Origin of the sequence: Enterococcus sp. DIV1411a (assembly GCF_050531945.1) — a bacterium.
GTDB classification, from domain to species: Bacteria; Bacillota; Bacilli; order Lactobacillales; family Enterococcaceae; genus Enterococcus_B; species Enterococcus_B faecium.
This window is the reverse complement of record NZ_CP172892.1, coordinates 535,392-550,679: the sequence shown is the minus strand read 5'-3', so window position 1 is coordinate 550,679 and position 15,288 is coordinate 535,392. Positions and strand designations below refer to the sequence as shown.

Genomic DNA, 15,288 nt, shown 5'->3' with positions numbered 1-15,288 from the left:
GTAGGAGATGAACGTAGAGATAGAACAATGCACATGATCTTATCAAAAAAACAGGGGTACAAATTAATTGAAAAAGCTTTGAGATGAAAGTTCCTAAATAAAAAATACCATTCTCTTTCTTAAATGAAGCAAAGAGAATGGTATGCTATATGTCAATTTAAAGAAAACAATCTAGCTTTTTATACGTGCAATTTAAATTAAAATACAGAATGAGACTTTCTATTTTAGATTTATTATTTGTCAAATTAAGCGAGACAAAACTTTCCATTTACGTAACTCAAAAAAACTTCTAATGGTGTTTGGTAATTTAGTGATTTTCTAGGGATATGGTTTCTTTTGGACGCAACGGATGAGATGAATCCTTGATTGACTTGGTTGAAGTCCATTTCTTTTGGTAGTCCATCTTTTCGGAGGAGTCCGTTTGAATGTTCATTTAATCCCCGTTGGGAAGGCGTTCCTGGGTCTGCGAAATAAATATCAATATCATTCGTATTACTAATACTTTTCCAATTAGAGAATTCTTTTCCACAATCAAAGGTAATTGATTTGAAAAGATTTTTGGGTACGGATTGAAGCCATTCATTAATCGAATTTTCAATATCAACTGCCTTACGGCCTTCTGGTTTCAAGGCGATAATGGCTTTTGAAAGTCGCTCAACGAGTGTGATGACGGCACTTTTATGGTGGATGCCGACAATCGTATCATCCTCTAAATGTCCAAATTCTTCTTCGAAAACGACATAATCTTTTTTACGTTCAGAAATATTTCTTTTGAATGCCTGTTTTCCACGTTTTTCCTTATAACCATTTGGTTTTCGTTTTCCTTGCATCGGTAAATGTAAAACATTGAATTCTCCCGTCTTAAACCGGCGATAGAGGGTACTTACTGAACAAGAGAAGGTTCGCTCTGCACGGCCAATAATGACGTCTGGGGTCCAACCTTCAGTTGATCTTTTTGCAATGTATTCTTTTTCCTCAGCAGGAAAAATGATTTCGGTTCTCCCACAACGTCGCTTATTTTCTTTGTATTGTTCAAAGTATTCAAGTGCTGTTCCACCACATTTGAGAAAGTTATAGACATTGTAAATTGTTTGGCGTCCACGTTTAAGCTGCTTCGCAACGATAGCAACCGGAGTTTCTTGATGAAAATATGCTTCTATCATTACAAGCTCGTTTGGTGTAAGATGGGTATAAGTCATTTATGTTCACTCTCCTTGTATGCTTTAGCGGGTATTACAATTTGAGTGTAACATAAATGGCTTTTTTATTTGTCTCGCTTAATTATACAAACGGCGTACTAAAAAAGATCCAAAACATCAAAAATCAATGTTTTGGATCTTTTAAATGATTTGATTTAACCCACACTACCTTCCATCTCATAACTGATCAATCGGTTGAGTTCGACTGCATATTCCATTGGAAGTTCTTTGGTGAATGGTTCAACAAAGCCCATGACGATCATTTCAGTTGCTTCAGATTCGGTCAGGCCTCGGCTCATCAGATAGTAGAGTTGTTCTTCTGAGATTTTTGATACTTTGGCTTCGTGTTCTAAAGAGACTTGGCTGTTGTGGATCTCATTGAATGGGATCGTATCGGATTTCGACCATTCGTCCATAATGATTGTGTCACATTCGATATGAGAGATCGAACCCGCACTGTTTTTGGCGAAGGTTACTTGTCCTCGATAGTTTACTTCTCCGCCGTCTTTTGAGATTGATTTAGAGACGATAGAGCTAGATGTATTTGGTGCATTGTGGATCATTTTTGCACCCGTATCTTGGATTTGGTTTGCTCCTGCAAAGGCGATGGAGAGCATGGTGCCTCGTGCACCTTTTCCATCTAAGTAAACACTTGGGTATTTCATCGTTGTTTTTGCACCTAGGTTTCCGTCGATCCATTCAACGGTTGCGCCTTCGTATGCTTTTGCTCGTTTGGTTACTAAGTTGTACACATTGTCTGACCAGTTTTGGATCGTTGTGTAACGGCAATACGCATCTTTTCTTGTAAAGATTTCTACGATGGCGGCATGCAGGCTGTTACTTGAATAAGTAGGTGCCGTACAACCTTCGACATAGTGGATGCTTGCTCCTTCGTCAACGATGATCAGCGTACGTTCAAATTGTCCCGTGTTTTCCGCATTGATCCGGAAGTAAGTTTGTAATGGAACATCGACTTTGACGCCTTTTGGCACGTAAATAAAGGTGCCACCTGACCATACGGCTGAATTCAGCGCTGCTAATTTGTTGTCAGTTGGCGGTACAAGTTTTGAAAAGTACTCTTTGAATAATTCAGGGTATTCTTTCAAAGCAGAGTCAGTGTCAGTAAAGACGATCCCTAATTTTTCGAATTCATCTTTCATATTATGGTACACGACTTCTGATTCATATTGTGCGGAAGCACCGGCTAGATAAGCTCGTTCTGCTTCTGGGATACCAATTTTTTCAAATGTATCTTTGATTTTTTCTGGTACGTCTTCCCAGTCACGAGCGGGCTTGTCACTTGGTTTTTGGTAATATTTTATGGCATCGAAATCGATGTCTGAAAGGTCGGGGCCCCATGTTTGCATTGGCATTTTATTGAATGTTTCTAGAGATTTCAGACGGAATTCAAGCATCCATTCTGGTTCGCCTTTGATTCTTGACATCTCACGGATCACTTCTTCTGTCAAGCCTTCTCCTGTACTGAAAACCGGTTCGACATCATCGTGAAACCCGAATTTATATTCTTCTAATTCTGGTACGCCCATGTTCTCACTCCTCTTCCTTGTGGTAATGATGGAAAGCTGCGGTACCATCGTTTTCCATTGCTTTTCCTAGTGCTTTCCAGGCAAGTGTCGCACATTTGATCCGAGCGGGAAATTTAGCTACACCACCAAGCATAGCAGCATCGCCTAATTGGTCGGGATCTTTGACTTCTTTTCCTTGGACAAGCTGTAGAAAGTCTACAGTTAAATGTTCTGCTTCTTCTATTGATTTTCCGATGACGGCGTCTGTCATCATCGAGGCACTTGCCGTACTGATGGAGCAGCCACTGCCGTCAAAGGCGATATTTTGGATGATTCCGTCTTTTACATCGACTTGCAATTCGATCACATCTCCACATGTGGGGTTGTTCAATTCGATCTTGCTTGTCGAGTCAGTCAAGCTTCCACGATGATGCGGATGGGAAGAATGATCCAAGATCACTTGACGGTATAAATTGTCTAATTTAGATAGTCCCATGTTGGAAAAACTCCTTTGTTGCCATGATTGCTTCAACTAAACGGTCGGCGTCTTGCGTTGTGTTGTAGAAATAAAAGCTCGCGCGAGCAGTCGCTGATACTTCAAGGTACTTCAATAGCGGTTGCGCACAATGATGACCTGCTCTGACGGCTACCCCTTCCATGTCTAAAGCTGTCGCGACATCATGGGGATGTAACCCATCCAAATTGAATGCAACGACTCCTGTCCGAAAATTCGGGTCTTGTGGACCATAAACAGTCAATCCATCAATTGCTTGTAATTTTGGCAACACATAAGCGGCTAGTTCTTCTTCATATCGATGGATATTATCCATGCCGAGTTCTTGCAAATAATCGATTGCATGGCCTAATGCGATAGCGCCGGCGATATTTGGTGTCCCTGCTTCGAATTTCCAAGGTAGTTCTTTCCATGTACTGTCGTATAATTCGACAAAATCGATCATTTCGCCACCAAATTCAACAGGTTCCATTTCTTCTAACCATTTTCGTTTACCATATAAAACACCAATACCTGTTGGTCCGCACATTTTGTGTCCGCTGAAAGCAAAGAAATCACAGTCTAGTGCTTGGACATCAATGGCCATGTGCGGGGCAGATTGAGCACCATCTACTACGATGACCCCGCCGTTTTCATGGACAAGTTCAGCTAATTCTTGAACAGGATTGATGACACCTAAGACATTGGATACATGAGCAATGGAGACGATTTTGGTTTTGTCCGTAATCTTTTTCGCTGCATCCTCCATATCCAGGAAGCCTTCTTCTGTTAGTTCGATATATTTCAAGACAGCACCTGTTCGTTTTGCCAACTGCTGCCACGGGATAACATTAGAATGATGTTCCATGTAAGAGAGCACTATCTCGTCTCCTGCTTTGATATAGCGGTCGCCGAAGCTTCTGGCTACCCAATTCAAGCTTGTCGTCGTACCACGAGTAAACAGCACTTCTGCTGTTTCTTTTGCATGGATGAACGCCCGTACTTTTTCTCTTGCTTGTTCATAATCATGGGTCGCGCGTTCTGCTAACGTATGGACACCGCGATGAACATTGGCGTTATCGTGTTCGTAATAGTGCGCTAATGCCTGGAGTATTTGTTTTGGCTTTTGGGTCGTCGCTGCATTATCCAGATAAACTAAAGGTTCATCATTGACGTCTTGAAATAAGATAGGAAAATCATTGCGTAGCTTTTTAGCATCGATCATCCATTCAACTTCCCTTCGATTACTTCGACTAATTCTTTCCGAACTTGTTCTACAGGGATTGCTGTTAAGACAGAACCGAGGAATCCTCGAATCACTAAGCGCTCTGCTTCTTCTTTATGCAATCCTCTACTCATCAGATAGTACATTTCTTCTGGATCAACTCGTCCTACACTGGCAGCATGTCCAGCAGTTACTTCGTTTTCATCGATCAAAAGAATAGGATTCGCATCACCACGTGCTTTATCAGAAAGCATCAAGACACGACTTTCTTGTTGGGCATCTGCACCTTTTGCCCCTTTCAAGATGTGGCCGATACCATTAAAGGTCAATGTTCCTTTTTCTCGGATCACTCCGTGTTGCAAAATATGCCCGATCGTATGAGGGGCTTTATTGGTTACTCGTGTATCGATTCCTTGGATTTGTCTGCCCGAGCTGATTGCCACGATTTTGACTTCTGCGTGTGCACCTTCTCCTGCTAAATCTGAGTCAAAGTCAGCGATCACATGACCGTCATTCATGACACCAATTGCCCAGTCGACAGAAGCATCTCGTAAAATGTGCCCACGGCGATTCATATAAGAAGTAATATTCTCTCCTAATTGATCTACAGCTGAATATTTGATTTTTGAACCAGCTTTAGCGATGACTTCCACGATGATGTTACCTGATGATTTTTCTACTTGTTCTTTGGTTGTCTGGAAACGTTCCAGATAAGAAAATTCACTATGTTCATCTGCCACGATCAGCACATGCTTGAAGAAGTGCTCATCAGATGCGCCATCTTGAATGAATAAGGACTCGAGTGGTTCATCGATCACGACATTTTTAGGCACATACAGGAAAATACCGCTGTTCATAAAAGCTACATGGAGTGCAGTCAATTGGTCTTCGTTCATATTTACTGCTTTTTTCATATAATATTCTTGGACTAGTTCTGGATATTCGATCATTGCAGTGAACAAGTCGGTAAAAATGACTCCTTTTTCTGCTAATTCCACAGGCAGTTGTTCAAAAATCGTCCATGAACCTTGTTGGACAAGCACAGGATTGTCTTTCATTGCATCAAATGCCGGAATCGTGCCTGTTTCACTGATGGTTTGTGTTTCTTTCACATCAAATAACGACCAGCGATGGAATTTCACCCGATCGATATGCGGCAATGGCAGTTCATCTGCTTTCGCTAGTGCGTCTTGACGGAAGGTTCTCATCCAATCAGGTTCGCCTTTACTTAAAGAAAAATCATTTACCGCGTCAAGATAATCGAGCCAGTTTTTTTCTTTCATTCTTGCTCCCCCTTACGCTTCTTCTTCTTTATAGTCGATTCCTAATTCTTTACTGATACCAGCGTAGCCTTCTGCTTCCAGACGTTTAGCTAGGTCAGCATTCCCTGTCATGACTACTCGGCCTTCCATCATGATGTGAACGACATCAGGTGTGATATAGTTCAATAATCGTTGATAGTGGGTGATGATCAATGCACCGAAATTGTCTCCGCGCATTTCATTTACTCCTTTAGCAACGACTTTCAAAGCATCGATATCCAGACCTGAATCGATTTCGTCTAAAATTGCAAATGTTGGTTCTAACATCAACAATTGCAGGATCTCATTCCGTTTCTTTTCTCCGCCAGAAAAACCTTCGTTCAGATAACGTTCAGCCATTTCTTCTGGCATATTTAGTAAAGCCATTTTTTCATCTAACTTTTTCAAAAATGCCATAACAGAAATTTTGTCGTTTTCATCACGTTTCGCATTGATCGCTGCACGCATGAATTCCGCATTCGTGATACCTGGTATCTCACTTGGATATTGCATAGCTAAAAATAAGCCAAGTCGCGCACGTTCATCTACTTCCAAGTCTAAAACATTTTTCCCGTCAAACAAAATTTCGCCTTCTGTTACTTCATAGTTTGGATTGCCCATGATAGCGGCAGATAAGGTAGATTTTCCTGTGCCGTTAGGTCCCATGATGGCATGGATTTCTCCGGTTTTCATTGTTAGGTTTACGCCTTTAAGGATTTCTTTTTCCTCGATCGACACATGTAGATTTTTTATTTCTAAGACAGACATGCATTATACCCCCAAATTCTCTTTCGTTCTCACTCATTTTAGACTAATTGAGAATGAAGCGCAATGACCTTCCTTACTAAAATCAAATATCTTTTATTTATTATTAAACAATTTTGATTTCTAAATTAGAATAGATATAAAAAAGATGAGAAATAAGCCATTACAGACTTATTTCTCATCTTTTTTGTTCCATACCTTATTTTGCATCAGCCTTTACTGGTTTAACAGAGCCGCCCCATTTGTCTGTGATCCATTCTTGGACTTCTTTGCGGTGAAGCACTTCAATCAGTTTTTTGATTTTGTCACTGTCTTCATCACCTTTACGAGTCGCAATAATATTCACGTAAGGAGAGTTGTCCTTTTCAAGCAATACGGCATCTTCTAATGGATTCAACCCTGCGCCGTAAGCGAAGTTTGCGTTGATTGCAACTAGGTCACCTTCATCATTTTGGTACGTAGAAGCTAAAAGTGATGGGTCGATCGTATGGTTGAACTTCAAGTTCTTAGGGTTTTCTTCAATATCATCGAATGTTGCTGTTTCCAGATCTACTCCATCTTTGACTTTGACTAAGCCAGCATCTTGTAGAATTGTGATGATGCGTCCCCAGTCTGATTCAGAATTTGAAGTAATGATTGTTGCACCATCTTTTAATTCGGAAACATCTTTGACTTTTTTAGAGTACAAGCCCATTGGTTCGATGTGGACAGCACCGGCATTGACAAAGTCATATCCTTTTTCTTTGATTTCTTTGTTCAAATAAGGAATATGCTGGAAGTAATTGGCATCAATGTCGCCTTCTTCCAAAGATTGGTTCGGTAATACATAGTCATCGAATTTGACGATTTCAAGATCGATTCCTTCATCTTTCAATAATGGTTTCACATGTTCCAAAATCTCTGCGTGCGGTGTCGGTGAAGCGCCGACTTTCAATGTCGTGTCGTCTGCTTTATTTGCTGAATCTTTGCTGTCGCTGTTGTTACCGCATGCTGCTAATCCTACAGTCAGCAAAAGCGCTGCTGCAAATCCAAAAATTTTCTTTTTCATATCCTACATCCCCCTATATCCTATTATCTTTTGTCTGTTTTCTTAGTTAAGAAATCACCGATTCCTTGAACGATAAATACGATTAGTAAAATAATTAAAGTCGCAACGAATGTCACTGTCAGATTACCACGCTGGTAGCCTTCCTGCCAAGCAAGACCTCCAAGTCCACCTGCGCCGATCGCGCCGGCCATCGCAGTAAATCCGATCATCGAGATCGTTGTAACTGTTAATCCAGAAATCAATGCGGGAATACTTTCAGGTATCAAGACCTTCCAGATGATCTCCCAGTAACTTGCTCCCATTGCATCTGCTGCTTCCAGTACACCAGGGCTGACTTCACGAAAAGCAATCTCTACTAGACGGGCATAAAATGGTGCTGCGGATAAAACAAGAGCTGGAATGGCTGCTTGCGCACCTAGCATAGTGCCTACGATTGCTTTAGTAAATGGAATGATCAAAACCATCAGGATCATAAATGGCGTTGACCGGAAAATATTACTGATGATCGATACGATTCCATAAATGATTCGAGCATACGGTTTGTTTTTGCGTCCAATAGAGTAAAGGATCAATCCCAAAACTAATCCGATGATCGTCACTAAGACCATTGAGATTAATGTCATATATAGTGTATCAAGGATAGCCTGATTCATCGTTTCCGGGTTGATTTGTTTAAAATCTAGATATGTTTCTGAAAAGCTTTTATCCACGATGGATCACCTCAATTCCTACTCCTTGTTCTTTGATGAACACTTCTGCTTGATCTAATTCTTTGGTTTTACCAGTCATCAAGACAGTCAATGAACCAAAGGAACCTTCTTTCACTTGTTTGATCTTTCCATACACAACATTGACATCGATGTTATAGCGTCGAATCGCTTGGGAAATGACTGGCTCGTTGGCATTTCTTTCGCTAAAGGTCAAAGTTGCCAAACGGCCGCTTGGATTTTCTTTGATGAGTTCAGCTAATAGTTCTGTCGAATCAGCTTCTGGTTCGATGTCTTGTTGTACAAAGCGTTTGGTTACTTCTTTTTTCGGTTGTCTGAAGACAGTCAATACGTCTCCTTCTTCTACGACTTTCCCCAACTCCATTACAGCGACTTTGTTGCAGATTTTGCGGATCACATTCATTTCATGTGTGATCAAGACGATGGTCAAATTCAATTTCTTATTGATCGCTAACAATAAGTCTAATACTTCTTCTGTTGTTTGCGGGTCCAATGCGCTAGTAGCCTCATCACAAAGCAGGATCTCAGGATCATTTGCCAATGCTCGTGCGATACCGACGCGTTGTTTCTGTCCGCCGGAAAGTTGTGAAGGATATGCTTGTCCGCGTCCTTCTAACCCGACTAAACGCAACAGTTCTTCTGCCCGTTCTTTACGTTTGCTCTTTGGTACGCCAGCTAATTCCAGCGGCAGCTGGATATTTTCAAGTACAGTTCTTGACCATAACAGGTTGAAATGCTGGAAGATCATACCGATTTTCTTTCGGAATGTACGTAATTCTTTGTTTTTTAATTTTGTAATATCTTGATCGTTTACGATCACTTCGCCGCTCGTGGGAAGCTCAAGTCCATTCAGGAGACGGACTAATGTACTTTTTCCTGCACCAGAATAGCCGACGATTCCATAAATATCCCCTTTTTCAACGTTTAGTGAAACGTCATTGACGGCTTGGATGTTTCCGTTTTTCCCATTGAATGTCTTTTTGACATTCGTTAGTTGGATTAATGACATGCCATTCACATCTTTCTCTTATGATTTTTCAAACAAAAAAGCCTTCGCCCTCTTGCCTTAAGCAAAAGGACGAAAGCTTGAACTTCCGTGTTACCACCTTGATTTACCGTTACTTCGCAATAACAGCCTCTTCCAGTACTTGGACTTAGCTTCTTTCCGTATACTGTCGCGCTGTAACGGGCACTCCCGTAGTAAGTTTGCTTACGCTCGCTTACTCTGCTCTAAGACCATCTTCCATCTCATTTTCGTTACCCATTTTCAGCAAACAGGGCTCTCTTCAAACGTCCGTGACATGTACTCTTCTTTTCAAAGCTTTCTCGTTTCATATAGGATTGCTTATGATTATAGCAACTGGAAGAATCAGTGTCAACTTTTTTCAAGTGATTTTCTGATTTTATAATTCGTCAAATTCTTTTGGATCAACATCTTTGAAACTTAAGATCCACGCATTCATTTCATCTGAATCATTCAAGATATTGATATCTTCACCGATTTTATCATTAACAGAAGAAACTGTACCCGTTAGCGGGCTGGCAAATTCATTGACCGCTTTTTCCGCTTCAACTTCGATCAGAGGTTCATCTTTTTTTAGCGATTGTCCTGCTTTTGGCAGATTGGCAAACGTGATGTCTCCAAGTTCTTCTTGCGCTTCATTTGTCAAACCAACACAGTATTCTTTTCCATTAAATAAGATCCAAAGGTTGTCCTTTTTCTTCAAATGCTTGCCTGCCATTTTATATCAGTTCTCCTTCATAAATTTTTTCATTGAATCCAATTGCAACAAGCTGGTCCTCTCGTACGATCAGCGGCCGCTTGATCAGCATGCCATCTGTCGATAAGACTTGGCTTGCTTTTGAAGTCGTAAACTCGCCTACTTGATCTTTCAGTCCAAGTTCCCGATATTTCATCCCGCTTGTGTTGAACAGGCGACGGATTGGTACTTGACTCGTTTCTAGCCAAGTCTCAATCGTTGAGGCCTTCGGTACTTCTTTGATCATATCAACAGTTTGATAACTAACGCCATGCTGGTCTAACCACGCTTTGGCTTTTTTGCATGTTGAACATTTCGGGTACCAGTAAAAGGTGTACAATTTTCTTACCTCCTTGAAGATCTTGCAGGTGCTTCATTTTGGTATCTCATCGATAATATCAACCCGATACCGATCATGTTCCCTAAAATCGAAGATCCTCCCTGACTAATGAAAGGCAATGGGATCCCTGTTAAAGGAAGTAATCCGATATTTGCTCCAATATTCTCAAAGACATGGAACAGCAGCATCATGATCAAACCGCTTGCGATATAAGCGTAAAATTCATTATTCGTATCGAAACACACCCGAATCATACGATAGATTAAAATAAAATACAAGAAAATGACGAATGCACCACCGATAAAGCCGAAGTTTTCACCGATAACGGTAAAAATCATATCGGACTCACGAACAGGCACATAGATATTGCTTACGTTGAATCCTTTACCAAACAAGCCACCGGTACCAATTGCCAAAAGTCCTTGGGCCGGCTGATAACTCATTCCTGACGTATCATGGAAAGGGTCCAGCCATGAATCAATACGTGCAAACTGATAAGATTTGAAGCCAACTTTATAAAGCAAGTCTCTTCCGCCTTCAGTCGTAACCAAGAAGATCGTTCCTGCTCCAACGACTACTGCCAAGATTACTACAGGTGCGATGATGCGCCAAGAGATTCCAGACATCAGGAAAATCCCGCCAAAGATCGCAAGAAAGACAAGCATCGTTCCAAAGTCATCTTGGGCCATGATCAATGCTAAAACCGGTATTGTCACGATCAAGAGCTTCCCAATCAGCCAAAAGTCCGATTTCATCGTCCGTTCTTTTACTTGCGTATTATGTTTAGTTACGATCAGTGCCATCATCAAGATGTACGCAATCTTCATCAACTCTGCTGGCTGGAAAGTAAACGCACCGAATCGAAACCAGTTTTTAGACCCTGTTGAAGCAGCTAAATTCTGATCATAGAATTTGAGCAAGAGTCCCATTACCACTAACCCCAAACCATAAAGGTAAGGAGTCAGTTTCCAGATCCATTTGGAATTCAAATGCATGATGACAACGATTGCTGCCGCTCCAACTAAATACCAGACAACTTGCATCCCTACGCCTTTCAAGACTGCTGGATTGTTCGGATCATGGCTAAGTGCTACATATAATGAGAGCAGACCAATCAAACATAACAGAAAGACTGGTAAAATCACGCCATAATCAATACGATTATCGTTCGAAGCTTTTAATTTTTTTTCCATGTTTCATCCCTTTTCTTAAAAACCATACTGCTGATTATTATAGCGGTCCAGTTAGATAATGGAAAGTCTTTCCATAGACATTTGGGAAAAATTAACTTTCCGTTTGTGCAGTTGCTTGAGCAAATGCAGTACAAAAGCCTACTGCTTATCTTTAGTGTATCATAGAACTTTTTTTGATACATGCAATTATCTACCAGCTGAGATTCTCCTCGCTGTGAGAAGTTTCTGTGCTTTCATTGTATCGAAGGATCTCTTCGGCAATCTCTAGCAGCTGATCAGAAACCAGATTGGTTCGTTGGATGAAATAAAAATATCGATGGAAATTCAACGGAGTCATTGGCACATTTTCTGGAACAGAGCGCTTAGACAAAATCGAGCGACCGATTCCTTCCTTCAGCAACGCAACAATTACATCGTTACTTTTCACGATCATCTTCTTATCTTGGATATTCATCTCTTCAAAATAACGCTGCGTGTAATGAAAAACACCAGAGTTTGCTTCTCTTACAAGCCACAATTTGCTTTTTGGGTCCCCAGCGATGACTAGCTGGTCTTCCATCAAAGAGTATCTTTGTACGCCGGAAGTCTCTAATGGCTTTTCGATAAAACCAAAATCGGATTCATGTTTCGCTACTTGTTCTAATGATTCATGAGAATTCGCGATTTCGATCTCAAAATGCACTTTAGGAAACCTTTTGATCAGATGTTTCATCAACTGAGGCAAAAGATAGACAGCAAAGGTGTGGGAAGCAACGATCCGACATACTTCTTCTTCATTTTGTTCATTGAGCAATTTTTGCTGAGTTTCTTCCCATTCTTCTAACAAAACCAGTGTCCGTTCATATAATAAGTCGGCTTGCTTAGTTGGAAGCATCTCTTTTCTTCCGTTACGTTGAAAAAGATCGATATTCAATTCCCGCTCCAACTGTTTGATTTGATTCGAGACTGCTGGTTGAGATAAAAACAGTACTTCTGCTGCTCTGGAAAAATTTCTTGTTTCATATACTGCTCGAAAAGTCGTTAATAACTTAAACATGGCACCACTTCCATAACTTTTTATGATAATTACTATAAAAACTATTTGATTTAAATATACAAAAAACCATCTATAATAGAAATGTACAACAAAACAGTTGCTGATCCAACTAGTAACTTAGATGAAGACAATCAGCTGTCTGCTTGCTCGTAATCATACATTCCTATTCATTTTACAATGTATTCGTTCATCTTGGTACTAAAATCTATTAAATAAAAAGGAGAATATTATATATGAAGAACTTTTTGAAAATTATTCCGATCCCGATCTGCGGGTTGATCCTTGGGTTAGCTTCCCTTGGAAATCTGTTTAAAGACTATCACCATGTTGCTTTAGGCAATCTAACTGGCGGTATCTCTATGATTCTTATGATATTCATTTTTGTTAAATTGTTTATCTTATTCGAACACACGAAACAAACGTTGCATGATCCAATTATCGCCTCCGTTTCACCAACTTTTACGATGTCACTCATGGTTATTTGTACTTATTTTGTTTCATATGAAAGTATTGCACCAATTGTCAAATTCATTTGGCTGTGCGCTGTTATCTTCCAAGTGATCCTTGTCTTTTATTTCAATTATCACCATGTTATCAAAGCTGATCTTTCAATTGAAGCAATTTATCCAAGCTGGTTTATCATTTACGTTGGATTTGGGGTCATCACTGTAACTGCCGGGAACTTCTTCCCACTTATTGGAAAAATTTTCTTTTGGATTTCATTGATCTGCTATGCGTTCTTATTGCCGATCATCATCAAACGTGTCTTTTTCGTAAGAAATATGGCTCATCCGACACGTCCGCTGATTACGATCGTTGCAGCACCTGGTTCTCTTTGCCTAACAGGTTATCTTAAAAACTTTGCTGAACCTAATTTTTATCTTGTCGTAGCATTGTTCGCTTTATCTCAAGTATTGTATTTCGTTGTGCTGTCTATGCTTCCACGTTTGTTCAAGCTTCGTTTTTATCCAAGCTATGCAGCCTTTACATTCCCGCTTGTTATCTCTGCAACAGCTATATTTACTACTGTTCATTACTTCAACAGTTTAGGTATCTATAGTAGCGTATTGGATTTCTTAAAAGTTGCGGAATGTCTGTTTGCAAGTGTAGTTGTCTTCTACGTTCTTGCTCATTACGTACGTTTCTTAATTAAAGAACATAGCAAACATGGAAAATTTGTTTCTAAAAAAATCGCTTAATAATCGATTCAATAGGTTGTGAAAAAGCTGTTCTGCATCAAGTAATAAGAACGGCCAAACAAAAACAGCTGTTCATGTTTTTGTACTGGTTGGGCTTATTACCGCAGATGCAAGCTTTTGAACACCGTTTACCAAGAGGTCGTAAAAGAAGTGGTCAGCTTCAAGAAATAAGAAGGAATTTACGAAAATTGCTTCTCAAATTTTTGTGAAATTTCGGCTTATTTCCGTAGAAGCTACTTCTGGAACACCGTTTATTCGAAACAAGAGGTCGTGACAAGACTTTTGTCACGACCTCTTGTTCTTTTGTCAAAATACTGGTTTAGTGCTACTATGTTCGAGTATGCTTTTAGTATTTATTGACGAAAGGAACCGATCAAATGAAATCATTGTCACATCCAATAAAATCTGTAAAGGATTCAGCGGTCCGCGAAATCTTACCCGGTTTACTGCTTTCTTTTGCCATCGCTGCCTTCAGCAGGCTTCTTGCTATTTATCTGCCACAGTTAGGTGGAGCGACTATTGCTATTTTATTGGGTATTTTATTAGGAAATACTTTTTTTAAACAGCCTGTTCTAGCAATCGGCACAAAATTTGCTGAAAGCAAACTATTAGAATTCTCTGTTTTTTTACTAGGTGCAACTGTCACAGCTCAAACGATTGCTCAAATTGGTGTAAAAGGAATTGTTTTTGTGTTACTGCAAATGTCAGTCACTATCATCGGTGCTTACTTGATTGGTAAAAAACTGCAATTCAGCGATACTTCTTCTTTGATGATGGCTGGAGGAAACGCTGTTTGTGGTTCTTCTGCTATTGCTTCAATCGCCCCTTCCATCCATGCGAAAGAGGAAGAAAAAGGACAGATCATCACACTAGTCAATCTACTGGGTACTGTGATGATGTTGACTCTCCCTTTTCTTGGATTACAGTTGTTTGGTGGAAATCTCATTGAAAAAAGTGCACTTTTGGGTGGTACACTCCAATCTGTTGGTCAAGTAGTCGCTGGGGCAAGCTTACTTGACAATTCTGTTGTCGAATTCGCCATGCTATTTAAGATTCTACGTATTATGATGCTCGTTGTTGTTGTCTATCTGTTTGAAAAATTCATGCACAAGAAACAACCAGCTCTGTTTGAAACGCCAACTGATACGCAGAAAAAACGAAAATTACCGCTTCCTTGGTATGTATTAGGGTTTGTGATCTTTTGTTTGGTCAACAGCTTGTTTTCTTTACCTGTAGTTATTGACCAATCGGCACATTTTATCAGCAGCTGGTTTGAGATCACTGCTTTAGCGGCAATTGGTCTGCGTTTAGACTTTGCAAAATTCATGAAAGAAGGTACACGCTTCTTATCTTATGGATTAGCTGTCGGGCTTCTCCAAACAGTGATGGCTTTACTATTTATTTGGCTGATCAAAGTTTAGAATGAACATGAAAAAACAGTTGTGATTCTCGCATGGAACAATGTCCGAATCACA

Annotated in this window: 15 protein-coding genes and 1 other annotated feature; of the genes, 2 read left to right on the top strand and 13 right to left on the bottom strand. The window is 40.2% G+C overall.

The genetic code is table 11. From position 1 onward, the window contains the following. Positions 1-245: 245 nt before the first annotated feature. The 13 genes from IGJ87_RS02600 to IGJ87_RS02540 form a co-directional block, all read right to left on the bottom strand. Positions 246-1,199: an IS30 family transposase gene (locus tag IGJ87_RS02600; protein WP_002333851.1), complete on the bottom strand. Its 954-nt coding sequence runs from the start codon at positions 1,197-1,199 to the stop codon at positions 246-248. Between the two features lie 155 nt (positions 1,200-1,354). Beyond that, on the bottom strand, positions 1,355-2,746 hold the full coding sequence (gene sufB, locus IGJ87_RS02595; protein WP_002287686.1) for a Fe-S cluster assembly protein SufB: 1,392 nt from the start codon (positions 2,744-2,746) through the stop codon (positions 1,355-1,357). Positions 2,747-2,750: 4 nt separating this feature from the next. Then, complete coding sequence (gene sufU / locus IGJ87_RS02590; RefSeq protein WP_002323751.1) at positions 2,751-3,221, bottom strand: Fe-S cluster assembly sulfur transfer protein SufU; 471 nt, start codon at positions 3,219-3,221, stop codon at positions 2,751-2,753. After that, entirely contained in the window at positions 3,208-4,443 is a 1,236-nt protein-coding gene (locus IGJ87_RS02585; protein WP_430609797.1) for a cysteine desulfurase, read from the bottom strand. The genes sufU and IGJ87_RS02585 overlap by 14 nt, the downstream gene beginning before the upstream one ends. After that, positions 4,440-5,726 (bottom strand): Fe-S cluster assembly protein SufD, encoded by a 1,287-nt coding sequence (sufD, locus tag IGJ87_RS02580; protein ID WP_002325871.1) that lies wholly within the window; start codon positions 5,724-5,726, stop codon positions 4,440-4,442. Before sufD ends, IGJ87_RS02585 begins: the two co-directional genes overlap by 4 nt. A 12-nt stretch (positions 5,727-5,738) precedes the next feature. Then, positions 5,739-6,512, bottom strand: coding sequence for a Fe-S cluster assembly ATPase SufC (gene sufC / locus IGJ87_RS02575; protein ID WP_002287679.1), 774 nt, complete (start codon positions 6,510-6,512; stop codon positions 5,739-5,741). A gap of 196 nt (positions 6,513-6,708) precedes the next feature. Then, the gene (locus tag IGJ87_RS02570; protein WP_002287678.1) at positions 6,709-7,557 is read right to left on the bottom strand and encodes a MetQ/NlpA family ABC transporter substrate-binding protein; all 849 of its coding nucleotides are present in this window, start codon (positions 7,555-7,557) and stop codon (positions 6,709-6,711) included. Between the two features lie 23 nt (positions 7,558-7,580). Beyond that, positions 7,581-8,267 carry a methionine ABC transporter permease gene (locus IGJ87_RS02565; protein ID WP_002287674.1) on the bottom strand — a complete coding sequence of 229 codons (687 nt, stop codon included), beginning with the start codon at positions 8,265-8,267 and terminating at the stop codon, positions 7,581-7,583. Continuing rightward, positions 8,260-9,294, bottom strand: a complete 1,035-nt coding sequence (locus IGJ87_RS02560) for a methionine ABC transporter ATP-binding protein (protein ID WP_025479267.1) — start codon at positions 9,292-9,294, stop codon at positions 8,260-8,262. The genes IGJ87_RS02565 and IGJ87_RS02560 overlap by 8 nt, the downstream gene beginning before the upstream one ends. A gap of 62 nt (positions 9,295-9,356) precedes the next feature. Further along, positions 9,357-9,613, bottom strand: a binding site (T-box leader). A 75-nt stretch (positions 9,614-9,688) separates the two neighbouring features. Next, on the bottom strand, positions 9,689-10,027 hold the full coding sequence (locus IGJ87_RS02555; RefSeq protein ID WP_002291179.1) for a glycine cleavage system protein H: 339 nt from the start codon (positions 10,025-10,027) through the stop codon (positions 9,689-9,691). Position 10,028: 1 nt separating this feature from the next. Continuing rightward, positions 10,029-10,385, bottom strand: coding sequence for an arsenate reductase family protein (locus IGJ87_RS02550; RefSeq protein WP_002325873.1), 357 nt, complete (start codon positions 10,383-10,385; stop codon positions 10,029-10,031). 5 nt (positions 10,386-10,390) lie between these two features. After that, a complete protein-coding gene (locus IGJ87_RS02545; RefSeq protein WP_002291183.1) occupies positions 10,391-11,578 on the bottom strand; it encodes an FtsW/RodA/SpoVE family cell cycle protein in 1,188 nt (395 codons plus the stop codon). A gap of 190 nt (positions 11,579-11,768) precedes the next feature. Next, positions 11,769-12,614 carry a LysR family transcriptional regulator gene (locus IGJ87_RS02540; protein ID WP_002291186.1) on the bottom strand — a complete coding sequence of 282 codons (846 nt, stop codon included), beginning with the start codon at positions 12,612-12,614 and terminating at the stop codon, positions 11,769-11,771. Positions 12,615-12,847: 233 nt separating this feature from the next. On the opposite strand from IGJ87_RS02540, the gene IGJ87_RS02535 reads away from it, so the two are divergent. Further along, a complete protein-coding gene (locus IGJ87_RS02535) occupies positions 12,848-13,813 on the top strand; it encodes a TDT family transporter (protein ID WP_002291188.1) in 966 nt (321 codons plus the stop codon). A gap of 377 nt (positions 13,814-14,190) precedes the next feature. After that, positions 14,191-15,234, top strand: a complete 1,044-nt coding sequence (locus IGJ87_RS02530; RefSeq protein ID WP_002289776.1) for a YeiH family protein — start codon at positions 14,191-14,193, stop codon at positions 15,232-15,234. The last annotated feature ends 54 nt before the right edge of the window (positions 15,235-15,288 follow it).